The following is a 23,219-nucleotide window of genomic DNA, read 5'->3' as shown; positions in this document are numbered from 1 at the left end:
CCACTGTGTTTTTTATTATCCACTTTTACTTCTTCTTAAGAAGCTGGTTGATCTGCTTCAGATCACTTGCAGCCTTTTGCAGGTCGCTCTGGATGGTCTTCTCATCGCTTTTCAGTGTGTTGAGCTGCCCCTCATAGGCGCCGCGATTAGTATTGAAGCTCGTCGGGGTCATGTTAGGGAGGATGGCCTTCGCCCCTTCAATCAGAGGCGTGACGGCCGCCAACTGCGCCTTGTAGTCATTGTACAGGCTGTTCAACTGGTCCTTCTTATCAGTGGGCGCTTTATCGATGCGGGCCTCGATCTTCGTTTTCATATCCGTGAGCTTATCATCGAGGGTCTTCTCTACGTCAAGGTGCAGCCTATGCTCATCGCGTGGCAGCACAACGGCATAGATGCGGAACTGCTCATAAATGTTCTTCACATCCTGGCGTGCGGCCTGGGCCTCGCTCTCGGCGTCCAGCTTGCTCTTCAGCGTATTGAGACCATTCTTATTGGTGCTCACATCATTTTTCAGGGCCTCGGCCTCGTCTTCGCCGATATGCTTCTTCTGCTGCAAGGTCTGCACCTTGGTATCCAGGGCGCTGAGATCGGTTAGGCGCTCAGTAATACGCTGATCTCCAAAGGCAATCACACACTTTACATCCTTGGCCCCACACTTTTGGGCATCAACATTCATCGTGGCCGCGAAAGCCTGTGCCGGCAATGCCATGCTCAACGAGAGCACCCCCAAACCAACCGCGAAACCAACACGACCCGAAAACCGGCGTACAAACTGCATTGGGCTGATCATATCTTTAAACCGAATCCTTTCTCAAAAAACTCTTCTTCAGAGTGAATATAGGTTATGAACTTGGCCAACATTCCGGTAGGGACCCACCTTAGCACATCCAAAGACCAACATTCCGGTAGGGACCCGCTTTAGCGTGTCCAAAGGCGATTAATCGCCTGTAGGCGCAGCCTCAAAACTTTTCGAATGGACGCACTGGCTTCAACAGTAGCCGCGTACGCAAGTAGCGGGCCCGCTTAGGGAATAACATCATTATCGCTGCCATGCGAACTACCATTGTTATCTGGAGACGTATCATTCGCCGATTGCATCAGGTTCTGAATCTGCTGATCATCGCTGCCATTATCGCTCGTCGTAGACTGATCAGACGTCGACTGGCTGGACGTCGTCTGCGTGCTGCTCGTCGTCGTCGTACCTGTGCTCGTACCCCCTGCATTACCTCCACATGCCACCAGGACACACGAGAGAATCAGCAACGCGCTCAAGACGAGAAGAAGACTCAAGCGCCGCGCCTGCTTTTTCCAATTCATCAGCTAGCTCCTTCATTTCCAAAAATTCTATCTAATCTCTTTTCGCAGAGCATAAACATATGCGTGGAATAAGCCTGTCGTCCGGGAACTCATTTCTCTGCCTGTTTGTTTCCCACCGACACTCTCGATTATAAAGCTGAGATTTCAAGAAAACATCAAGATGCAGTTAATCTTTACTCTGCAAATACTCACGAATAACTCACCACCCCACCAAAGCATCGTTCTTGCCATTTCCAAATGGTTCTGCTAGACTTTTTCCTAATATTGCAAGAGGAAGCAGGTTATTTCATGAGTACAGGTACACAGACGGCGTCTTCAGGCGAACTGATTCAGCAGGGGAATGGACAAACAGGGCCCAGGCGCCTCCTGGCATTTCTTATCAGACCTTCAGTAGTTACAGCGTTGCTCTACCTGGTCTTCATCGTGGCGTTTAGCATGTATAAGCAGTATGACGCCTTGCATTATGTGCACATCGGTACAGTCTTTTCGCAGCATGTAGCTCATGGAAGCGCCGGCTACGATGGCCAGTTTTTCTATTACATGGTGACCGACCCCCAGCACGCGCCCGCGCATATTGATGATCCCTCATACCGCTATCAACGCATTATCTATCCCCTCTTGACGGTGCTGCTTAGTCTGGGACAGAAAGCCCTGGTCCCATATGCCATGCTACTCATCAACTTTGTCTCAATTGTGGGCAGCGTAGAGATCGCGGCCTATCTGCTCAAGCGGCGCCAGCTCTCGCCCTGGTATAGCCTGGCCCTGGGCCTCTACTTCGGCCAGACCACCGCCTTTATCTTCGACACAACCGAACCCCTGACCTATTTCTTGATCTGCCTCGGCCTGCTCTCGCTGGAATGGAAACGCACTCGCACAGCCGCCATCTGTATGAGCTTGGCCGTCCTCGCACGCGAAACCGCCGTCCTCTTTCCTCTGGGCTATATCGCGCTCCTCTTCTGGCGCCGCCGCTGGTGGGAAAGCATACGCTTCGCCCTCATTTCACTCCTCCCCACCGCACTCTGGTACGGCCTGATCGTCATCATCTTTGGGCGCACCGGCCTGGGCTATGCTCCCCCCTTCGAGCGCATCCCCTTTCGCGGACTATTTGTCTTCTACCAGGACCCTAACCGCTTTCCCCCACTCATCATCCTGATGTTTATCCCCACCGTGCTCAGCATCATCGCCTTCGCCCGCGCCGCCCTCCCGCGCCGCTGGGGCAACTGTACCTGGCACACCTGGCTCATCTGGGGCCTGAACCTGGCCCTGACCATCTTCATGTCTATCGCCTCATACGAGGAACTCGTCTCCGCCGGCCGTCTCTCAACCGGCCTCGTCCTGGCCATGCTCCTCTACGGCTGGCAGGCCCGTGACCGCTTCACCCTCTGGGCCTCCCAAATCTACACCATCACCTTCATCCTCTACATCGCCGGCCTCTTCCTACTCCGCGCCGGCCCCTTCCTACTCCTCTTCCCCAGCTAAGGTTGTATCTCCCTGGCACAGATTGACCAACCATAAGTACATACACTACAATAGTAAAAGAGAAGTCGAGCGCCAGATAGTAAGGCGTCACTTCTGTGCTCTTATTATCAGGAGGACCGATGAGCATTCGTAAAGCCGTACTGCCGGTAGCTGGTCTAGGCACTCGTGTTCTGCCAGCAAGTAAAGTAATCCCCAAAGAGATGTTACCCCTCGTCGATCGACCGACGTTACAATACATCGTAGAAGAGGCCGTGGCCGCTGGAATCGAAGAGATTATTTTTGTCACCAGCTCCAGCAAGCGCAGCATTGAAGACCATTTTGACTCCTTCCCTGACCTGGAGCGCACCCTTGAGCGCAAAGGCAAGCTCAAAGAGCTAGAGGAGCTGCGCCGCGTACAGACCCTGGCCTCATTCGCCGCCGTCCGCCAGCCAGAGGCTCATGGCCTGGGCCATGCCGTTCTTTGCGCCAAACACCTCGTGGGCAACGAGCCCTTCGTCGTCATGCTCGGCGATGACCTAGTTGCTCCCGAAACACCCTGCCTGCCCCGCATGATTGAACTCTTCGAGCGCACCCAGAGCAGCGTCATCTCCCTCTTCGAGGTCCCCAAAGAAGAGATCTCATCCTTTGGCATCGTCGCCGGCGAGGCCGTCAAAGGCGAAAACGACTTCATCAAAATCTCCCACATGGTCGAGAAGCCCGACCCCGAAGAGGCCCCCTCCAACCTGGCCGTTGCCGGTCGCTATGTCCTCTCATCCGACATCTTCGAACTTCTAGAGCACACCCAGCCCGGCAAAGGCGGCGAGATTCAGCTCACCGACGCCCTCCAGCGCCAGGCCGAATCCGGCCGCTGCTACGGCCTCCGCTTCGACGGCGAGCGCTTCGACACCGGCACCCCCCTCGGCCTGCTCAAGACCTCCATCGCCTACGCTCTCAAACGCCCCGAGCTAGCCCCCGCCCTCCGCGAATACATGCACTCCGTCCTCCAAGACCAGAAACTCAATGAGTGCTAATCCTTTTTTGCTCACTGGAAAAGGGGATGTGGTGGGCTGGCTCTGCCAGCCCACCACATCCCCTTTTCCAGTGACTAACTTGTTTTTCCTTCCCACTCGTGCTCCATGCCTAACATAGGCGCCCGATTTATCGCGCGCAAGGCGATTTATCGCCCAAAAACTGAATTACCTGCAAATCCCCATACCACCATACCTTACCCAACTTGTTTTTCCTCCCCACTCGCGCTATATTACAACACAGCATCCACAACCCTTACCGGTTATGCCAGGTAGGCAAAGAATAGATTCCTTGAGGAGTTATCACCTTGACTGGACTCGTACTAACCCTTCATCAATACAACCCATACCTGATCTTTCTCTCAGGCGCCATCGTCATGATCTGGAGCTTCGTGCAATATTTCCGTAAATCAGGTGTCACCCGGCCCCTGGCGATTGGCATGTACATCGCCGTCGGCCTCGCCGCCCTACAAGGCCTTCTCGGCCTCATCATGGTAGCCTCGGGCCTCAAACCCGGCGGCGGCTCCAACCTCTACTACCTCCACTACGTCTATGGAGCCATCGTCATCTTCGCCATACCCGTCGCCACCACCTACGCATCCAGCGGCAAAAAACCGCGCACCGACGCCCTGATCTACGGCATCGCCGCCCTGATCCTCGTCGCCGCCGCCGTTCGCGCCTTCATGACCGGCCCAGCCACCATGTAACACAAAAAGGGGAGGTGCAGGAGGGTCTCCCTCCTGCCGGGGCGTGGGGTGTCCCCACAAAAATTCCCCCCCAATTTATTGGAATATACCAAAAAAAGAAAGGCATAACCCTTATGCGCGCATCCTTCATACACTGCGCGGACACCCACCTGGGCTATGAACAATACGGCGTCCGCGAACGTTTCAACGACTTCACATGGGCCTTCTGGGAACTCGTCGACGAAGCCATCGAGCGCCGTGTCGACTTCATGGTCATCGCCGGCGACCTCTTCAACAAGCGCGCCATCGATGCCCTGACCCTCATCCACGCCATCGAAGGCCTCAAGAAGCTCAAGGACGCCAACATCCCCGTCATCGCCATCGAAGGCAACCACGACCGCAGCTACTACCGTGAGGGTACCTCCTGGCTGCAATTCCTCTGCTACCAGGGCTATCTCGTCCTGCTCCAGCCGCGCATGGTCGACGGCATGCCCCAGCTCGAACCCTGGGACCAGCAAAACATGCTCGGCGCTTATGTTGACCTCCTCGATGGCAATCTGCGCGTCTACGGCATCCACTGGCTTGGCTCCTCAACCTCCCGTGCCCTCGAAGGCATGTCGCACGCCCTCCAGGACGCCCGCGCCGACGAAGACGCCTCCGGCGTCGCCTACCGCCTGCTCATGATGCACACTGGCATCGATGGCATGGTCGCCCGCATCCAGGGTCTTCCCACCATGGCCCAGTTCCAGGCCCTCAGCGGCCAGGTCGACTATCTCGCCCTCGGCCACGTCCACAAACCCTATGAATTCGACGGCTGGATCTACAATCCCGGCTCCACCGAGACCTGTAGCGCCGAAGAGGTCCAGTGGGAGGACCGTGGCTACTACTACGTCGAGATCGATACCGACGAGCCCGGACGCATCATCAACCTGGAGAAGAAAGAGCGCATCCATCACGCCGAGCGCCTCAAGAGCACCCGTCGCCCCTTCGTGCGCCACGAGATCCGCGTTGACGGCCTCAACGAGCCCGAAGACATCTATCTGCGCCTCGAATCCTACTGCCAGGACAAAGGCCCCGCCTACGCCCAGACCGAGAAGCCCCCCGTCGTCCAGGTCACCCTCACGGGCACCCTCGCCTTCGACGCCGGCTCCCTCGACATATCACGCATGGAAGAAATGCTCCGCCAGCACTTCACCCCCCTCCATGCCCGCATCGACAACCACACCAGCGACCAGGACTACGAACCCGGCGAAGGCGACCTCGATGGCCGCGACCGCTCCCTCTGGCACGAACTCGAACGCCACATCTTCGAGGAACTCCTCGCCCGCGACAACCGCTTCCTCACCGCCAAAGAGCAATGGAGCAACGTCCTCGCCGACATCAAAGCCCAGGCCCTCCGCAAAGAGGAACCCGCCCAGATCGCCCAATACCTCCGCGACAAACGCACCACCCTCCTCACCCCCGAAAAAAACTAACCATCCACCTTACCCCCGGCGCCCCATTGAAAATGCGGGCGCCACCCTTGTCCCCAATTGAAAAAAACGCTCGCTTGTCCCCCTCGCCCCTCGCCCCAAAGGAAAAACACGCACACCATCCTCACCACCCCGTATCCCCGCGATAAATCGCACATCCTTCCCAAACCCGCCGCATCCCCCGCGATAATGTAGTTTCACAAATTAAAACGGGTTATGGAAATGCCTGCCACGCTCTGCTGGCTCTCATGATAATCCACATTTATTTGTGAAACTACATTATCGCAGTGGCACCGGGTTGTGACAAATCATGTGGCTCGACGTTGAGGTTTGGGGGCGACACGTGGCGTTATGGTGAGATACAGGCGAGCCAGTTTTCGGGCGATAAATCGCCTTGCACGCGATAAATCGAGCGCCTATCGACGGCTGACCACCATTGAAGACGTTCGTTTACAAGTGGAAGCCTGGCAGCACGATCGCAATCAGGAGCAAGTGACCATCAACTGGCGTTTTACAGCGAAGGACGAAAATCACCTCTGGATCGGAGAAGTTTCATCAAGAGTTCTTTCTGTGAAAGGTGAGATCTCTTGGGAGATGGGCCGCGGCTTTATAGGCAGCGTCGATGTGGCCGCTGTCCTCTGCCAGGATTACATCAAGCAATTGGACGGCCTCGGCCCTGCTTTCTTCTCCCCAATCATCCCTGAAACACACGTTGTGGGTACACTCGATCAGATCTTGTACGACCCGTTCCCAGAGGAAGTAGGTGAGAGTCACCCAATCGATCTCCTCCTGCCCATAACCCTGAAAAAACGCCTCAGCGTGTGGTGGCCTGACAAAGATGAAATCACGCTCTTTGGGGGCCAGCATCACCTCATCCCAATCGACCACAAACACCTGGCCCGCTCGATTCCGGATCAGATTTCTTGCATGCAGGTCGGCGTGACAGATGACGTAGGGCAATGGTCGCGACTGGAGCACCACTGCCAGCTTTTCCAGGGAGGTCACCACCGTATGAATCGTGGACTGATGCGCCACCCAGGAGGAGCGAAGCGCACGCTGTGAGGCACCTCCGTCTTGAGCATGGGCCTGTTGGGTTTTAAAGGCACGTACCCATCGAACATATTCTGTTGGATCAAAGGTCTCCTTGCGCAAGGACGCAAAACCACCAGGCGGCAGCATGACCTGGTGAATCTGTTGGAAGATGTTTCCCACCTGCTTCCACTGCTCGTCCGTCATCCCCGTTAAGTTACTCTCTCCGGAGATCCAGGGGTAGACGATCACGGTCCAATCCGAGAGTTGGGCCCACAATGCACCTCTGCGGTTGGGGATGGGAGCCACAACCGATGCAATCCCCTGATTGTTGAGATAGCGAGGAACCAGGCATCGTGGTTCGTAGAGCGATCTCGTCGTGGCTTTGAGCGCATAGGCTGTTCCCTGCTCGCTTTCCACACGATATATCCCGGCGTCGTAATCATGACCCAGGGGAAGAAACGTCAGCGTGACGGGGCTCAGATCATACTGGTCCTGCAAACAGGCACGAAGGTCTTCCTCGCTAATCCTCGGTGGTTCACGCATAGCTCTGCTCATCCCATCCTATCTTTTCTTTCAGTGTTCTCCATCCATTCAAAGGAATATGTGTCACCCATTGGTGAAAGGGGATGTCTCTCTGATGTCTTTCTATATTACGCGAGCCTTAGTGAGCTATGCAAGGGTCTTCGTCCAAAAAGCATGCATCACCTATATATATCAGAAGCCATCAGAAGCACGTCCATGCCCATCCTGTCTGTGCGTGGATATCCCGGCAACGCTTCCCTGCTCCTCCTGCATGGGTGGCGTGCTTTCTGGGTAACGCAACCAGGTTCCCTCCTGCATGAGCGAGCTCCCTTCTCTTCCCGCTACCGTTTTCGCCTTTGCCTCAGAGAATGGGTTGCTGTACGGCCAGCCGCGCCGGGCAGTTGTCGAAAGATGCAGGAATCGAACACTGTTCATGACTTCTAACCAGAAGCAGTGCGTTTCTTGAGCACTTTAAGGAGGACAGTATGAGAGAATTTCAAGTTGATGGCAGAACGATTAGCGCCTATCTGGCCGTTCCCGAGCAGGACAGCGGACCAGGTGTGCTGATCCTACATGCCTGGTGGGGGCTGACGGAGCCGTTTCAGCAGGTCTGCGATCGGCTCGCAGAGGCTGGCTTCGTGGCGCTCGCCCCCGACCTCTACCACGGCAAGACAACCACGTCGGTCGAGGAGGCGCACGCGTTGAGCGAGGCGCTGGATCAAGATGTGGAGCGGTGGCGCGGCGACATTGCGGGAGCGATGCAGGTCCTGCGTCAACATAGTGCGACCCATCAGGCCGACAGTAGTAGCAAACTCGCCCTCGTTGGCTTTTCACTGGGAGGCGCCTACGCGCTCGACATGTCCGTTACCCTGGCCGAGGAGATCGCCGCAGTCGTGACCTTTTATGACTCCTACCCCGGACTGGATTATCGCAGTGCGAAGGCGGCATACCTCTGCCACTTCGCGGAGGATGACCCTTTTAGACCAGTGGAGTCTGCCGCAGAGATGGAGCAGGAACTCCAGGCCGCGGGGAGGCCAGTAGCCGTCTTTACATATCCAGGGACCAAACACTGGTTCTTTGAGGAGAATCGCCCCGAGTATAACGCCCAGGCCACGCAACTTTCCTGGGAGCGTACCATCGAGTTCTTGCATCAACGGCTTGATTAAATGCTTAGGAAGGAGAAGCGTAAGCTAGACCCATTGTGGAGGATCGCCCTCTAGCAGCAATTCGGCGCGACTATCGACATGCTCGAAAACGCCCTGCTCGCCTGTCCCATGCAGGCGGGTCCGTGCCCCCGAATGGGGGTTGACAAGCACCCGACCTTGTGCCCCCGCCTTGCGGCGCCCCTCACGACCCAACTCCGCCTGGCACCGCCCCCGATATGTAGGCGCGTGCTTTAGCAGCGCGTCTACATATTGGGCGTCGTCCCCCCACGCTCCCCACTTCCTCCAATTTCTTCAATCTATCCCCGTTACCCTTGACAAACACATCCATTCTCAATTACACTTTATATACAATTAATATAACTATATATCATATAGCATCTTCTATGCACACATAAAAACACCCTCGTAACGCCAGACTCCTACATCGTCACCCCTACAAACAGATAAGGAGCTTCTATGACCACTACACCTAACCTCTCAGAACTCTTTGCCCGCCCCGACATGCCCTTCACCGCCTTCTCCGATCTCCCCGTCTTCCTTCCCACGCACGAATCCTGGATCATCCAAAACCTCCTCCCCGTCGGCCTGACCTTCCTCAGCGGTGACCCCCGCTCCGGTAAATCCTCCCTCGCCCTCCAGCTCATGCTCGACATCGCGACCGCCACGCCCCCCTTCGCTACCCAGGATCCCGCGCTCGACGTCGCCTCCCAGTACCTCCGCCCCTCCTACGGCACCATCTTCTACCTCGCGCTCGAAACACAATCGCTCACAACCATTCCACCCACCAATCGCGCACCTTAACAACCAAATCCCGTCCCATACTCAATATAGGCGCCCGATTCATGATTTGTTGGGGAATTGGGAAACGCTCTCCTCTCCGGTAGGGACTTGCTTTAGCGCGTCCAAATGCCATTAATGGCCTGTAGGCGCAGCCTAAAACGTTCACTTTCGGCATCTCGCACTATAGATCATCTGTTTCTTACCATCCCACCGTCTCACCAACGCACCCAGGTAATCTACCTTTAACTGCCTTGTGGCCTTGCTCCTCCCTTGCATGGGCGGTGCACCACTGGACAACCCCCCTTCCTAGCTGATAGGATGAAAAAAACTCCTTTTCTGAATATGGCTTGGGCGAATAAAACTTGGAAAAATAGAAAGGGTTTCTTACTTCATGACACAGCTAGAAACATATATTACCGAACACGAGGAACGCTTCCTCGACGAACTGAAAGGCTGGCTGCGCATCCCCAGCATCAGCACCCTGCCAGAGCACGCAGGCGACGTCCGTGCCGCTGCTGAATACGCCGCCCGCGACCTGCAGAGCATCGGCTTCGACAAAGTCGAGGTTATCGCGACCCAGGGCCATCCCCTCGTGTATGGAGAGTGGCTCAATGCCCCTGGCAAGCCTACCGTGCTTATTTACGGGCACTACGACGTCCAACCCGTCGATCCCGTGGAACTCTGGGACACACCCCCCTTCGAGCCAACCATCCGCAATGGCAACATCTATTGCCGTGGCGCATGCGACGATAAAGGGCAGACCATGCTCGTCTTTAAAGCTCTAGAGTCCCTCATGGCCGTCGATGGCAAACTGCCCGTAAACGTCAAGGTCCTCATCGAGGGCGAGGAAGAGGCTGGAGGTGAGTCCATCGAGCACTACGTGCGTACCACTCCCGAACCCCTGGGCTGCGACGCCGCCTTCATCTGTGACACCCACATGCCCGGACCCGAGACCCCGGCCTTGATCACCGGCCTGCGTGGTATCATCTACACCGAGGTCGAAGTTCAAGGCGCCAGGCGCGACCTGCACTCAGGCACCTACGGCGGCATCGCCCCCAATCCCCTGCACGCCCTTGCCATCATCATCAGCAAACTGAAGGACGAGCAGGGACACATCCATATCCCTGGCCTCTACGACAAACTACGCCTCGCCGCCCAGGTTGAGCGCGACTTCTGGGAGAATGACCCCCTGAACTTCGCCGAGGCCCTGCGCGAGGAAATGGGCGTCTCGCAACTCGTTGGTGAGGCAGAACACCCGCCCCTGGAGCGCATCAGTGCGCGCCCCACGCTAGAGGTCCACGGCATCGCCGGCGGCTTCATCGGCGATGGCGCCAAAACGGTCATCCCAGCCGTCGCCAAAGCCAAAATCAGCCTGCGCCTCCCGCCCGACCTCATCTCTAAAGAGATCTTCCCCCTCTTTGAGAAGGCCGTCCACGACGCAGCCCCCGAAGGCGTCAAGGTCACCGTCCAAAACCTGCACGGCGGCGAAGGCCTCGTCGTCGACCTGGACAACCCCGCCATGGTCGCCGCCACCCAGGCCCTCAAAGAGACCTACGGCAAAGAACCCATCTACCTCCGCGAAGGCGGCTCGATCCCCGTCGCAGCCCTCTTCAACGAGATCCTCCACGTCCCCGTCGTCCTCATGGGCTTCGGCCTCCCCGACGACAACCTCCACGCCCCCAACGAAAAATACTCGCTCGCCCAATTCTACCGCGGCATCCGCACGGTCGCCCGCTTCCTCCAAAACCTCGCCTAACCCTTTTAAGTAGGTAGCGTGATAAAGGGGGACGAAGCCCTCCCTGCCGGGGCTTGGGATGTCCCCAGAAACTTCTTTTTCTGTAAGGTGATGTGATAAAGGGGGTGCAGGGGGACTTCGTCCCCCTGCCGGGGTCTGGGGTGTCCCCAGAAAAAACTTTTTTATTTTGTTTTTTTCCGCCGCAGGCGGCAAAAACAAAAAGAAAGGAACAACTCTTATGACCAGGAAGCTCCAATCAAACGCCGTCCAGGCATACCTCGACGAACACAAAGACGAAGCCCAACACCTCCTGGAACGCCTCTGCCGCCAGCGCAGCGTCGCCGCCCAGAATGATGGCGTCGAAGAAATGGCGAACCTCGTAGAGTCGCTGCTCGCTGAGAACGGCTTCAGCATCCAACGCTTGACCGTAGACGACGCCCCACCCGTCATCTTCGGCGAAATTCGCGGCCGCAGCCCCTTCACCCTTTTGCTCTACAACCACTATGACGTCCAGCCCGCCGAACCCCTGGAGCTCTGGGATACTCCACCCTTTGAGCCAACCATACACGATGGCAAGCTCTACGCCCGCGGCTCCTCCGACAACAAAGCTGAGATCGCTGCCCGCCTGACTGCTATCCGCGCCCTACGTGCCGCCCACGGCGAACTCCCCATCACGATTCGCTGGATGATCGAAGGCGAAGAAGAGATCGGCAGCATCCACTTCGACGAAATCGCGCAGAAATACGCCCATCTCTTGCAGGGCGATGGCGCGCTCTGGGAAGGTTCCGGCTTCGATGAGGACGGTCGCCCCAGCCTGGTGCTTGGCTGTAAAGGCCTGGTCTATGTCCAGCTCGACGTCCAGGGCGTAGGCGTGGACGCGCACTCAGGCAATGCCCCCATCCTGCCCAGCGCCGCCTGGCGCCTGGTACAGGCCCTGGCATCGCTACGCACCCCCGAAGGAAAAGTACTCATCCCCGGCTTCTATGACGCCGTCATGATCCCCAGCGAGGCCGAGATCGAGGCTTTAGCCAGCCAGGGTAATCACGAAGAATTCCTCAAAAAAGCCTTCGCCGTCGAGACCTTCAATGACAACCTGACCGGCATCGAACTGCGCAAGCGCCAGGCATTCTCGCCAACCTGCAATATCGCGGGTCTGCTGAGTGGCTACACCGGCGAGGGCACCAAAACCGTCCTGCCAGCGAAAGCCATGGCCAAGATCGATTTCCGTCTCGTCCCCGAGCAGGACCCGGACGACATCGTCGCCAAACTGCGCGCCCACCTCGACACCCACGGCTACCAGGACATTCGCATCACGACCTTCGGCAACGCCGAACCCGTCATGACACCCCTGGCCCATTCCTTCGCGCAACGCGTGGCCCATATCGCCGAGGAGTACGCGGAGAAGCCCGTCTCCATCACCCCCCTCGGTGGGGGAACCCTACCTCTGCTCGGCTCCATGCGCAAGCACGTCAACCTGCTCGGACTGATGGCCCCCGGCAACGCCGCCTACTGGGGCAGCGCCGCCCACTCACCCAACGAGCACATTCGTCTCTCAGACCTCGAACGCGCCGTCTCCTACAACTGCTACATGTTCACCGCCCTGGGAGAAGAATAATTTTTGTAGAACGTCTTGTTTGTCTGCGCAAGGCGCAGACAAACAAGACGTTCTACAAAAAATTCCTTATCGCTCACCCTGTTGATTCGCCAGCTCAGTCAGCTCATTGCGCACCTGCCAGAGCTCAGGATAGAAGGCATCACGCAAGGTGCGCTCAAGGACCTGCATAGAGGTCCCACCCGTACCCATCGAACCCGGACCAATCATCCGTATCGCCAGCTTAAAATGCTGAGTGCGGAAAAGCTGAAAAATCTCATCATAATCGATGAGTGCCTCGGCCATAGCCAGGAGGAGGGGATAATGTTGCGGCTGTGTATAAACCTCGATCAGCGTCACACCCTCGCGCTCAAGCAGAGCCTTATAGTCATCCCACAGCAGAGGCGAGAGACGCATCAGCGCGTGAAAGCCAGGCGAATCCGTACCCGCCCCATCCTCAAGTACCTTGCGAAAAGCATGGAACTCCCAGGGCGTCATACTTTCAAGCATCCGCAAATTCTCCAGCATCAAATGCTGCGTACGAATCACCCGCTGCATCAAGCGAATGGCATAGGGCAGATCGCCCTTGCCCAGAAGCGTACGAATTGTCCGCAACTCAAAAGCGCTCTCCTTCCACCACAGCTCAAAAACCTGGTGCACAACCTGGAACTGCAACTCATCATGATGAGCCAGCTCCCCTCCGCCTTCTGCAGCGCAAGCAACTCATCCGTACGCAGATAACGCTCATACGTACTCAACTCGCGTCCCCTACCCGTCTGGTGAACCATCTCTTTAACCATTTCTTATTCACTCCCTCATCGGTCATCTGGAAACAACACCGTTTCCCTCGAAAGTAGAGAAGACCATGTCAAAAAATCACATCACCATCTTCTCCCAAGCCCCAGGGCTCCCCCCTATTATATCCCCTTCACATAAGGCGGTGCAGAAGGACGAAATTCCCCTGCCAGGATCTAAGGTTCCCCTGAAAAAGCGGTGCAGGAGAGCAACCCCCCTGCCAGGTCTGGGATACCCAGAAAAAGGAGTGCGCAGAGGGACGAAATCTCCCTGCCAGGGTCTGGTAGTTCCTCGAAAAGGGGGTGCAGGATGCCCCGCCGGAGCCTGGAGTAACCCAGAAAAAGGGGGGGCAGGGAGGACTTCGTCCCCCTGCCGGGGTCTGGGGTGTCCCCAGAAAAATTCTTTTTAATTTGTTTTTTGTCGCCGCAGGCGGCAAAAAACAAAACCACACCACACAAATAAAGGAGAAAAACTAATGAAGAGGAAGATTGGGGGGCGACGTGGGACCTGGCGAACCACCTACGGTCGCCAGGTCCCACGTCGCGCCTACCGCGCTTTAGACAACCGCAAGGCAAAAACAATTTCTCTACCCATCACTCACCAGGAGCGATGATTATTAAGCGACGAACTCTCATGTACCTGACGCATAAGGTAGTGAGTCACCGCATACAGACTCCCAGTCTCCTTATAGACCGCGAGCTGCCTATCGGCCCCGGTACCGCGCGGATCCTCCAGGAGCGTACGCAGATAATTAATCTCGCGGCGGCTTCCCAGATCATCCAGCACATCGTCTACAAAATCAAGCGTCTCGCCAATCGACTCGCGCATAGTCATGCGGCGCTGTTGCACAAAATCGACGTACTCAGCATCGAGTCCGTAACGGCTGGCCTTCCACTTGTTTTCTTCAATGAAGTGCGCGGGCAGAGCATACGTAGTCAGATTGCGTTTATGCATCCAGGAGAGCTTGGCCACCAGGGCCTGAACAAAGGCCGTCATAGCCAGCGTATCCTCAAGAGTCGCAGGCATATCCGCGATCCGAAACTCGACCGTATTGAAGAAGGGATGCGGGCGCACATCCCACCAGATGCGCTTACCGTTATCGATACAGCCAGTATTGATAAGCCCCTGTACATAGCCATCAAAATCGCGATAAGAGTTGAAGAGCATAGGAACACCAGAGCGCGGGAAGCGCTTCCAGACGATAGAGCGATACGATTTAAGGCCCGTATGACGCCCGGCCCAGAAGGGCGAGTTCGAAGAGATGGCCAGAAGGTGAGGTATCCAGGTGCGCAACTGGTTCAAAAGCGAGATCGCAATCTCCTGGTTCTCGACCCCCACATGCGCATGCAGACCAAAGATCAGAATCGAGCGCCCCACATCCTGGTATTCCTCTTCAAGTTCCTCGTAGCGCGGATTATGCGTGCGCTCCTGGTCCTTCCAGTGCGCCGTTGGATGCGTCCCCGAGCTAATCAAGGCCAGTCCCTCGGCCTCAACCAGGTTAATAAGCTGGGCGCGCAGGTTTTGGAGATCGAGACGCAGCGTCGTAATGTCGGAGCAGACATTCGTAATCAGCTCCACGGCTGACTGCAACATCTCTGCCTTAATGTGTTCGCCGAGCGAGGGGGCGCTTTTGTCCATGATGGCATGAATATGCGAGGCAAGCTGGCCCGTATGTTTATCGACCATCTGGAACTCTTCTTCGACGCCAAGTGTAAACTGATGCGCCATGGTAGGCTCCTTCCTGAGCTTGCTAGTATCCAGGCCTACGACCTGGTAGCGAAACACCATTAGATGCATGGAAGCACTACTCGTTCTGTAAACCGGCAATTGGGAGCACCTACCCTGCTGCCCCAATTCAAGGCTCACGGTACAGTTGTGCGCGAACAATAGCTTTTTCCCACGCAGAAGGCCCGTTTAGTGAGAAAGATTGCATGTATGCTTGCTTGTGCGGGCAAGTTGTGCGCCGGAAATAACGTAATCGGAACAATGCGCGAACAGGTGGTGATAAAGCTTCAGACTCAGGAAAATTAGGAATGAGGAAAGAGAACTGCCATCTGTGCACCGTATGTCCCTGCGCGGACCTGGTGCTCGTAGAAAACAGGAAGAGAACCCGAGCCAGAACCCGGGATAAGTTGTCAGGAGACCGTTGTGGTACTTGTGCGCCTGTGCGCCAAACCACATAGATGCACCTCAGAGCGAGAACTAGAGTTTTCGCACTAGGGGTTCACTCTACAAAGTCATGCATAAGGAGCGCTTGTGTCTACCAAGATGCTACTGGTAAACTATAGCGTACACAAGAATAGAATGCCTGTCAAGGGAAGTTCACACAAAATTCACACAAGGAGCAAAAGGGTATAGTGAGCGAAAATCCCCTTTATAGGTGCCCGATTTATCGCGTACAAGGCGATTTATCGCAATATTACTGGATAACGAGTATTCATTTCTAACGAGATATTGTACCAGGACAAGTGATACCAAGCCATTGACTTAGTCACAACCCTGTATTCGGGCGATACATTGCCTTGCGCGCCGTAAACATCCATTTGAGGAAGCGGTGTGGCGTCTATAACTAGGGAGATGCCTTCTTCTCCCACATTAAATTTTAAACTCCAGTAGTATACGACAAGTAAGCGCCATTAAAGCTGGAAGGCATTAGGAAGGAGATCACGCACATGCATACTATGAATAACTGGCTTACCCTGCTCATCCACCCCGCCATCGATATGAATAACAGCATCTGGAGCCAGGTCAATCATCCACTGGCGACAGGCTCCACAGGGTGTACGTGTATTCAGAGGCGCGCCATCAGGCGCATCAACGCATGCCACAGCGATCTCGCTTACCTGCTTATCCCCCGCCGAAATTGCCGAAGCCAGCGCCGACCGCTCGGCACAGAGCGTCAGTCCATAACTGGCACTCTCAATATTCACACCTGTATACACACGCCCATCAGCCACCACCGCTGCCCCCACATGAAAATGCGAATAAGGCACATGCGCATTGCGAGCCGCCTCACGCGCCCTCGCAACCAACTGTTCCGGACTAACCATTCTCCATCCATCCCCTCTCTAGCTTTAAAATCATACCCAATAGAGATTAAAGAGTGCCTCATACATAAACACAAGCGTCAACCCCAGAAAAAAGAGCGAACCAACCACACCTGGAATAATGCGATAGAGACGCGGAAATTTCCCACAACGATCATACATAGGCTGGTGCGGATCGTAGCAGACAAAAATATTATACAGATCGGGGAGACTATGCCGCTCAATAGGAGGTGCTATAAGCTGGATATGACGCGCAACCCCCTCTTGCTGATTTTCACCCGTGCGATAAAGCACCGTATACACATTACTAGTAAAGTCGCGCCGGCGTTGCTCAACACGATTGACAACAATGCCGCGCGTCAGCACCCCACGCGTACGCAGCGCGATATAACGCCAGAATTGCCACTCCAGGCAGTAGGCCAGCGCGGGAACAAAGATCAGGAAGGCCAGGAAAAAGAAGGCAAAACTGGACAAAATCTGCCCAAAAGTAAAGCCCTGAAAGACCAGCAGCGCACGCTGGGGATCGGCTGGATCGTACCAGCAACTCTTCTTCTCGCCAACGCGATAGCGATCCAGAATGTGCTGGACAGCCTCTTTCGTACTGTAGACCAGGATATCTGGCCCCTCAAAGCCCTTCGTGCTGACTTGCTGTCCTCCAGGAAGGGTCAAAGTGTAGGAGAGTTGAGGCCGATAACTTCCATATACATTGTCACTTTCGTTGCTCTTACTCTCCCGAATGGTGAGTAGGGATTTAGCGGTAATGACACAAGGTGCCTGTACAAAGGAATTATAGTAGAGTACGCGGCGCACAGGGGCCAGTAATGCTAAAAGTACAACGACACATACCACCAGGAGGGCGCGCCGCAGGAAGAATGCTCTCTTTTTCACAAAATTGTAACTCGCATTCGCTTGCATGCAGATTCTTGCTGGATAAAGCTTGTTCAATACAGCAAGTGTTTTGTATACGAAAACCACCCCCCATTCAGGGGCACGGCGCCACTATCGCCTGCTCCCTAATGGGGTTGGCTAGTGCTCCGCACTCAGGTTTTTGCTAGGAGATCGCAAAATGATTGTAGCACGTGCCTCCAATCCTTGCTACTTCTCAACCAGAGCACACCCCAGCATAACCAGGAGAAAGCCGCCAAGCTTAGCTGGCGAGAGCTCTTCTCCCAATAGCCAGTATGACAGGAGGAGTGTAACACCCGGAATGATAAAGTCAGAGTAAGCTGTTCGGATCGCGCCGATCCGTCGAATAAGCCAGAAGGTCAGAAAGAAACTAATGCAGCTACAAAATACCACGAGATAGAGTAAAGCCTCCAGGGTGCTCCAGGTGGGCGCAAAGGGACCCCCATGCTCAAAGATGAGAGAGGCCAGTAAGATAACAACGCCACTATAGAAGACCTGCCAGGCCGTCATAACTAGCACAGGCACATCGGCACTATAGCGCTTAGCAAGCAGCATTCCAAAGCCATAGACCGCCGCCGAGACCAGGACCACTAGCTCCGCGATAAGCGCGGGCCCACTCATGGCAAAACCAGGTATGCTCGCCCCCTGGTTGGGCAGAAAGGGAACCCGCCCCAGGAGCACAAGCAAAATACCCGCGATACCAATAAGCAAGCTTACAGGCAAACGCCAGCCGCGCGCTTCTCCTGCCCCCCTGAAGTTAAAGAGCGAGACGAAGAGGGGCGCGGTGGCCCACATTAATGTAAGCGCGCCTGCTGGCGCGTATGGAATCGAGGCAAAGAAAATAGCGGCTGGTATACCCACCATAAAGAGCGAGGTCAGAAAGATGCGCAAGTGCTGTGTGCGCGTGATCCAGAGGCTCTCCCGGCGCCAGCGTGCGACCAGGAGCAAGAGCAAAAACGCCAGAAGGAAGCGTACCGCAGAGAAGAGCAGAGGAGGTACGTGCTCCGTTCCAATTTTGGCTGCCACGGGAAAAGATCCCCAGACGAGCACCATGGCGCCAAAGCCCAGGAGCGTAAGCATGCGTGCCTTGTGCGGATCTGCTGCCGTAGGCACCGACTGCGTAGTTGATGACGGCAATTCTTGACATTCCTGCATAGTAGTTAGATATGCCTTTCTATGGCGATAAAGAAAAGAAAGAATAACTCGATTATGATAATGGTATACGCAGCGCTCAGAGGTACGTGTCTGTGGGAATATGGGAAGCTTCCCTTGCTCAGAAGCTCTTTCCCGCCTGCGCGCTCACCAGGTAACGCTTGTGCGCCTGCGGCGTCCACGGGTAAGGGGATGTGGATGGAAAACGGCAATGCCGTTTTCCATCCACATCCCCTTACCCGGCGAGCGTAGCGAGCCGAGGCAAGAACTAGAACCTCCCCACCTACCCGATAGACGGGTTGCGTGGTTACGTAATGCATATTATGATACAGGAAAGCGTAAAATAACAATGTTGGCAATACCAGGCGCGAAAGAGGTTGCAACTCTACTTGCCTGTTTGCTAGAGAAATTATCAGTATATGGAGTGATAGCATGGGAACTCTCCCGTTCGCCGATCTTATCAATTGGGGATGGTTACGTATTGGCCCACCCTATATCTACTTGAATATTGATCCGGTCATCTTCAGGCTTGGCCCACTAGCCGTACGCTGGTATGGCTTGATGTATGTCGTTGGTATCCTGATAGGGTTATGGGTCATCAAGGGATACTGCCAGCGTAAGGGTGTTACGGAAGACCTGGTCTACCGTCTCCTGTGGTGGTGTATCGCGGCTGGTGTGATTGGTGGGCGTCTGTATTTCGTCTTACAGCAGCCAAACCTGGTTGAATACTATTTGAAGAACCCTATTCATATTATCGCGACCTGGGAGGGCGGCATGGCCTTCTTTGGCGCGATCTTCCTGGTTATCGCGGCCCTCTTCTGGCGTGCGCGTGTCGAGCGCGTGAATCCGCTGGTCCTGGTAGACGCGGCTGTCCTCTTTGGCGCGGCGGGCCAGATCTTTGGGCGTATTGGCAACATCATCAATGGCGACATCATTGGTTATCAGAGCACGCTACCCTGGTCGACGGTCTATGTACATCCCGAGAGCTGGGCCTGCGGCGTCTACAACCTCTGTAACGTTCCCGTGCAGCCCGCAGCCCTATACGAGATGATCACCAATATCGTACTGCTCGGCGTCATGCTCTACTGTGCGCGCAAGTTCAGGCGCCCAGGCATGCTGATGCTGGTCTACCTGTACGCGTATGTGATTACGCAGTTCTTCATCTTCTTTACGCGCGACAACATCATCGTCGACTTCCTGGGAACACATATTCTCAAGCAGGCGCAGTGGACCTCGGTAATCCTGTTCGTCCTCCTGCTGCCCATCACCTACCTGGTCTTCTCCCGATCCAAACCAGTTCCCGAGGGAGAGGTAGCCGCCACCTATGGCATTCCCCAACTGGCAAGCAAGGAGGCAGAGAGAGATAAGAAGCCAGAGGAGCCAGCCGAAGCAGAGGAGCAGGCCAAAGAGACAAACGTCGATGAGGATGAGGCCGAAACAGAAGTAGTCTCAAACAAGCCATCAACTCCTGAGTAAGAGAAGTGGGGCGTACTGCCAGCCTGAGGCTCAAACAAGCCATCAACTCCTGAGTAAGAGAAGTGGGGCGTACTGCCAGCCGTAGGCTGGCAGTACGCCCCACTTCTCTTTTCCAAGCGAGCGCCGCAGGTGCGAGAAGTCATTAGCCCTGGTAGAGAAGCTTGCGGTGCAGGAGAGAAATGAGTGTATCAGACAAAGCCATAACCTCCTCGAAGCGCTCAGTCTGTTGCTCCAGCGCGAGACCCTCTTCACGCCAGCGGGGGAGCAGATGTTGCTCATAGGCCGCGACCTCGCTACGCGTAAGCTGTTTGAGCTGGAAACGGATAAGGGAGGGGAGCGCGAGGGGGAGGCCCAATTCTTCCAGGTGGCGGTAAAGCTGAAGCAAGAGCACATCATCTCCAGTGAAGAGCTGCTCGTCTTGCTCGCCCTCGAAGGGGAAGAGCAGCCCCAATTCTACCAGTTCATTGATGCGCGCGACAGTTACTTCTCCCTGGCGCGCCAGCTCTTCCTGGGCTAAATGAACCTGTGTACCACCTACGGTCAGGGATTTGAGATGGCGCTGCTTGAGCGCCATGTGCATCTGCACATCTCCCTGCTGGTCGCGAACTTCGAGCAGGCGCTTGATTGCCTCTAATGAGAGATTCTGATGTTCTTTAAGCTCGCGAATAATACCCAGAACCACGAAATGCTCTTGCGTGTAGTAGGCCGTGCGCCCTTTCATGACAGGAGGCGGCAACAGCCCCTGGGTATTGTAAAAACGAATCGTCCGGCTTGGCATGCCCACCTGTTGCGCCAGCTCATCAATACGCAGCATGGAAGGTTGCTCTACATCACTCTGGACCAAGGCACTCTTCCTCGTTTATTTTCTTCGATATATTCAGGACTTCTCGCCACTTCGTGGCTCGCAGGGTCAGGGTATGTGAGGAGGAGGCCAGTGAAGCCGGCCTCCTCCTCATATACCCTGACCCTGGAAAACTGCTTCAGAAGCATGAGTGACCTGGTATGTGTTGGAAGAGACGGCGAAGCCGTCTCTTCCAACACATACCATTTCTATTGCTTGGCCTTGGGTGTGGCCTGTGGTGAAGCGGGAACAGTCGGCGAGGGCTGAGGGTTATTCAGCTTGGCCTTCTCATCATCAATTTTGCGCTGGAGAGCACGCAGGTAGGCCTGGGCACCATCCAGGTCAGTCTGGGTTACGGCGGTAAGCTGCTTAGGCATGTTCTGTACCTGGCTGACCCAACTTTCAAGGACTTTTTGGATGGCTTGAAGGGTCGCGTTGTCCTGGTAGACGCCCGCAAGCAGGCCACGCGCGGTCTTAAGCGCGCTGAGCATGGCCTTCAAGAAATCAGTTGCGACCGTCGAGCCAAACTGGACGATGGGCGCGACAAAGACGTCATAGGCCACCCGCGTCAACTTGGCGGCCTCAATTGCTCCTTGAAGGGTAAAGCCCTCCAGGTTATCCAGGGCCGTGATAAACTCCTTGCGTGCGTTTTCAGCTCCCTGGGCCATACCTTTATTGAAGGCATCCTGGATCTGGTGCTCTATATTGCTCCCGGTGTCGCTAATGGCTTGAGGAATTTTGGGACCTAGCTCATAGGCGGTGACGCCTGCGGTCGCTACCGCAGCGGCCCCCAGGCCGATGAGAATTCCACGCCGAGAGACCTTCTTGTTGCGTTTCTTCTGACGGCGGGCCTCGCGTTCGTCGATCTCCTCATAGCCCTCATCGTCATATTCCTCATAGGGCTCATCGTATTCTTCTTCTGGTGGAAGAGGAGGTGCCAGGCGACCGCTGGGCGCACGACGTTCATAGACGTCATTATACATAACGCTACGTCGGGGCTGAAGCTGGGCTGAGCGTGCAATGCCCGGGCCTGGACTGGCGTAGCCCAGGCGCTCGTCTAAAGGATCATCTTCATATTCGTCGTCTATGACTTCATCAAGTTCTGCCTGTTCCCATTCGTTGTCTTCATCCAGGTAGAGATCGTGCGCCGCTGGAAGGTAAGGTGCCTGGGAGGAGAGGTTACGGGTCCGGTTAGGGCTACGTGATGCAGAGACGTTGTTAGCTATAACACCCGAGGTGCGGCGCATACGTTGCTCCAACTCATCGGTCTCTAGCTCGCGAAGTTCATCGCCTTCCTCTTCTGTCCCGGAAGCTTTACTGGAAATGATCTGCTGGCGCAACAACTGGCGTGTTCTGCGTGGGTCGGGTCGCTGGGTATGAAGAGATCCAGAGCGGCTATCGGATGGCGAAGACAAGCGACCGCTCTGTCGAGCCCCGTTGCTATTGAGCTGACCACTCCTGCTAGCGCCAGTACGGCTGCGCAGGGGATCAAACTCGGAGTCATACTGGCGTCCAGGACTCCGGCGATAGGTTCTGCGTTCCGATTGATCCTTCGACATGTTTTGCTTCTCTTCCTCCGAGTGCTATCGACCGTCTACATTTTTTGCGGGCACTGCGATGCGAATAAACGCCAGCAATCTGGCTTGCATAGGGCGAGGAGAGATCCTTATCTCCCGCTATTGCTGATTGCATTTCCTACATCCATTCTACACATCTTTTTCTTTCTCGTCCAGTTAAAAATGGTAAAAGATTTTTTCTCCGATATGTAAGAAGGATTGATATAGGAATATACAGCTATAATAGTTTACGTTCTAGACCCTCAAACAGTTTTTAATTACGAGGCGACATTGCATGGTTACGCCGTGTGCAATGTCTATAAAAGACGTTATGATGCATACCTATCGGCAAAAAAGCCTCGTTGTCGACCACTTTATCACATAGGAGGTGAAGCTGCAATTTCTGCCGTTGCTGCTGACTTCTGCCGGGTTTCTATTTAACATCATGTATATTTAGTAGGTGGTGTGATGCGTGTTGGCAGCCTGCAGCTGCCAACACGCATCACACCACCTACCAGGGCAAGCGCCGCAGGCGCGAGGAGTCAAGCCAGTACTTTAACATAGGTTATTTAGCTCCCAGGTACGAAGGGCGGTTGAAGAGCGTTATGTTATAATGGGGGTCGAACGCTTGACGTTAGCGAATGTTTGTAAAGAAAGAG

Annotated in this window: 22 protein-coding genes; 10 read left to right on the top strand and 12 right to left on the bottom strand. The window is 55.3% G+C overall.

Features of this window, described 5'->3' with window-relative positions:
- Positions 1–25 precede the first annotated feature (25 nt).
- Both JMJ04_RS07720 and JMJ04_RS07715 read right to left on the bottom strand, forming a co-directional pair.
- Positions 26–790: a hypothetical protein gene (locus JMJ04_RS07720; RefSeq protein WP_201369947.1), complete on the bottom strand. Its 765-nt coding sequence runs from the start codon at positions 788–790 to the stop codon at positions 26–28.
- A gap of 233 nt (positions 791–1,023) precedes the next feature.
- Positions 1,024–1,317 carry a hypothetical protein gene (locus tag JMJ04_RS07715; RefSeq protein ID WP_201369946.1) on the bottom strand — a complete coding sequence of 98 codons (294 nt, stop codon included), beginning with the start codon at positions 1,315–1,317 and terminating at the stop codon, positions 1,024–1,026.
- A gap of 288 nt (positions 1,318–1,605) precedes the next feature.
- Here JMJ04_RS07715 and JMJ04_RS07710 point away from each other — a divergent pair, with 288 nt between their 5' ends.
- The 4 genes from JMJ04_RS07710 to JMJ04_RS07695 all read left to right on the top strand — a co-directional run bounded on the left by JMJ04_RS07710 (position 1,606) and on the right by JMJ04_RS07695 (position 5,964).
- Positions 1,606–2,796, top strand: coding sequence for an AZOBR_p60025 family cell surface glycopolymer formation protein (locus JMJ04_RS07710; protein ID WP_201369945.1), 1,191 nt, complete (start codon positions 1,606–1,608; stop codon positions 2,794–2,796).
- Between the two features lie 119 nt (positions 2,797–2,915).
- Positions 2,916–3,806: a UTP--glucose-1-phosphate uridylyltransferase GalU gene (gene galU, locus JMJ04_RS07705; RefSeq protein WP_201369944.1), complete on the top strand. Its 891-nt coding sequence runs from the start codon at positions 2,916–2,918 to the stop codon at positions 3,804–3,806.
- A gap of 305 nt (positions 3,807–4,111) precedes the next feature.
- A complete protein-coding gene (locus tag JMJ04_RS07700) occupies positions 4,112–4,510 on the top strand; it encodes a COX15/CtaA family protein (RefSeq protein ID WP_201369943.1) in 399 nt (132 codons plus the stop codon).
- A 113-nt stretch (positions 4,511–4,623) separates the two neighbouring features.
- Complete coding sequence (locus JMJ04_RS07695) at positions 4,624–5,964, top strand: metallophosphoesterase family protein (RefSeq protein ID WP_201369942.1); 1,341 nt, start codon at positions 4,624–4,626, stop codon at positions 5,962–5,964.
- Positions 5,965–6,516: 552 nt separating this feature from the next.
- Here the strand turns inward: JMJ04_RS07695 and JMJ04_RS07690 are convergent.
- Entirely contained in the window at positions 6,517–7,536 is a 1,020-nt protein-coding gene (locus JMJ04_RS07690) for a phosphotransferase enzyme family protein (protein ID WP_201369941.1), read from the bottom strand.
- Positions 7,537–7,707: 171 nt separating this feature from the next.
- On the bottom strand, positions 7,708–7,833 hold the full coding sequence (locus JMJ04_RS47970; protein ID WP_268887328.1) for a hypothetical protein: 126 nt from the start codon (positions 7,831–7,833) through the stop codon (positions 7,708–7,710).
- Between the two features lie 167 nt (positions 7,834–8,000).
- Here JMJ04_RS47970 and JMJ04_RS07685 point away from each other — a divergent pair, with 167 nt between their 5' ends.
- Complete coding sequence (locus tag JMJ04_RS07685) at positions 8,001–8,681, top strand: dienelactone hydrolase family protein (RefSeq protein ID WP_201369940.1); 681 nt, start codon at positions 8,001–8,003, stop codon at positions 8,679–8,681.
- A 24-nt stretch (positions 8,682–8,705) separates the two neighbouring features.
- Here JMJ04_RS07685 and JMJ04_RS07680 read toward each other — a convergent pair whose 3' ends face one another.
- On the bottom strand, positions 8,706–8,873 hold the full coding sequence (locus tag JMJ04_RS07680; protein WP_201369939.1) for a hypothetical protein: 168 nt from the start codon (positions 8,871–8,873) through the stop codon (positions 8,706–8,708).
- A gap of 264 nt (positions 8,874–9,137) precedes the next feature.
- Here JMJ04_RS07680 and JMJ04_RS07675 point away from each other — a divergent pair, with 264 nt between their 5' ends.
- From JMJ04_RS07675 to JMJ04_RS07665, 3 genes are all read left to right on the top strand, one after another.
- The gene (locus JMJ04_RS07675) at positions 9,138–9,482 is read left to right on the top strand and encodes an AAA family ATPase (protein ID WP_236037951.1); all 345 of its coding nucleotides are present in this window, start codon (positions 9,138–9,140) and stop codon (positions 9,480–9,482) included.
- A gap of 370 nt (positions 9,483–9,852) precedes the next feature.
- Positions 9,853–11,217 (top strand): dipeptidase, encoded by a 1,365-nt coding sequence (locus tag JMJ04_RS07670; protein ID WP_201369938.1) that lies wholly within the window; start codon positions 9,853–9,855, stop codon positions 11,215–11,217.
- A gap of 217 nt (positions 11,218–11,434) precedes the next feature.
- Positions 11,435–12,811: a M20/M25/M40 family metallo-hydrolase gene (locus JMJ04_RS07665; RefSeq protein WP_201369937.1), complete on the top strand. Its 1,377-nt coding sequence runs from the start codon at positions 11,435–11,437 to the stop codon at positions 12,809–12,811.
- 66 nt (positions 12,812–12,877) lie between these two features.
- Here JMJ04_RS07665 and JMJ04_RS07660 read toward each other — a convergent pair whose 3' ends face one another.
- On the bottom strand, positions 12,878–13,480 hold the full coding sequence (locus tag JMJ04_RS07660; protein WP_268887349.1) for a tryptophan 2,3-dioxygenase family protein: 603 nt from the start codon (positions 13,478–13,480) through the stop codon (positions 12,878–12,880).
- Positions 13,481–14,057: 577 nt separating this feature from the next.
- Here JMJ04_RS07660 and JMJ04_RS07655 point away from each other — a divergent pair.
- On the top strand, positions 14,058–14,195 hold the full coding sequence (locus tag JMJ04_RS07655; RefSeq protein ID WP_201369935.1) for a hypothetical protein: 138 nt from the start codon (positions 14,058–14,060) through the stop codon (positions 14,193–14,195).
- Here JMJ04_RS07655 and JMJ04_RS07650 read toward each other — a convergent pair.
- From JMJ04_RS07650 to JMJ04_RS07635, 4 genes are all read right to left on the bottom strand, one after another.
- Positions 14,180–15,310: a carboxylate-amine ligase gene (locus JMJ04_RS07650; RefSeq protein ID WP_236037950.1), complete on the bottom strand. Its 1,131-nt coding sequence runs from the start codon at positions 15,308–15,310 to the stop codon at positions 14,180–14,182. The two genes, JMJ04_RS07655 and JMJ04_RS07650, sit on opposite strands and share 16 nt — an antisense overlap.
- A 908-nt stretch (positions 15,311–16,218) precedes the next feature.
- A complete protein-coding gene (locus JMJ04_RS07645) occupies positions 16,219–16,632 on the bottom strand; it encodes a cytidine deaminase (RefSeq protein WP_201369933.1) in 414 nt (137 codons plus the stop codon).
- A gap of 30 nt (positions 16,633–16,662) precedes the next feature.
- A complete protein-coding gene (locus JMJ04_RS07640; RefSeq protein ID WP_201369932.1) occupies positions 16,663–17,544 on the bottom strand; it encodes a DUF3592 domain-containing protein in 882 nt (293 codons plus the stop codon).
- Between the two features lie 180 nt (positions 17,545–17,724).
- On the bottom strand, positions 17,725–18,672 hold the full coding sequence (locus tag JMJ04_RS07635; RefSeq protein WP_201369931.1) for a DMT family transporter: 948 nt from the start codon (positions 18,670–18,672) through the stop codon (positions 17,725–17,727).
- Positions 18,673–19,119: 447 nt separating this feature from the next.
- Between JMJ04_RS07635 and lgt the strand changes: the two genes are divergently transcribed.
- Positions 19,120–20,163 carry a prolipoprotein diacylglyceryl transferase gene (gene lgt, locus JMJ04_RS07630; RefSeq protein ID WP_201369930.1) on the top strand — a complete coding sequence of 348 codons (1,044 nt, stop codon included), beginning with the start codon at positions 19,120–19,122 and terminating at the stop codon, positions 20,161–20,163.
- A gap of 142 nt (positions 20,164–20,305) precedes the next feature.
- On the opposite strand, the gene JMJ04_RS07625 is transcribed toward lgt, so the two are convergent.
- On the bottom strand, positions 20,306–21,007 hold the full coding sequence (locus JMJ04_RS07625; RefSeq protein ID WP_420799459.1) for a MerR family transcriptional regulator: 702 nt from the start codon (positions 21,005–21,007) through the stop codon (positions 20,306–20,308).
- Positions 21,008–21,213: 206 nt separating this feature from the next.
- Positions 21,214–22,563 (bottom strand): hypothetical protein, encoded by a 1,350-nt coding sequence (locus JMJ04_RS07620; RefSeq protein WP_201369929.1) that lies wholly within the window; start codon positions 22,561–22,563, stop codon positions 21,214–21,216.
- Between the last annotated feature and the right edge of the window lie 656 nt (positions 22,564–23,219).

Origin of the sequence: Ktedonobacter robiniae (genome assembly GCF_016587375.1) — a bacterium.
Taxonomy (GTDB): domain Bacteria; phylum Chloroflexota; class Ktedonobacteria; order Ktedonobacterales; family Ktedonobacteraceae; genus Ktedonobacter; species Ktedonobacter robiniae.
Note: the sequence above shows the minus strand (reverse complement) of the source record. Positions and strands in the feature narration are given on the sequence as shown.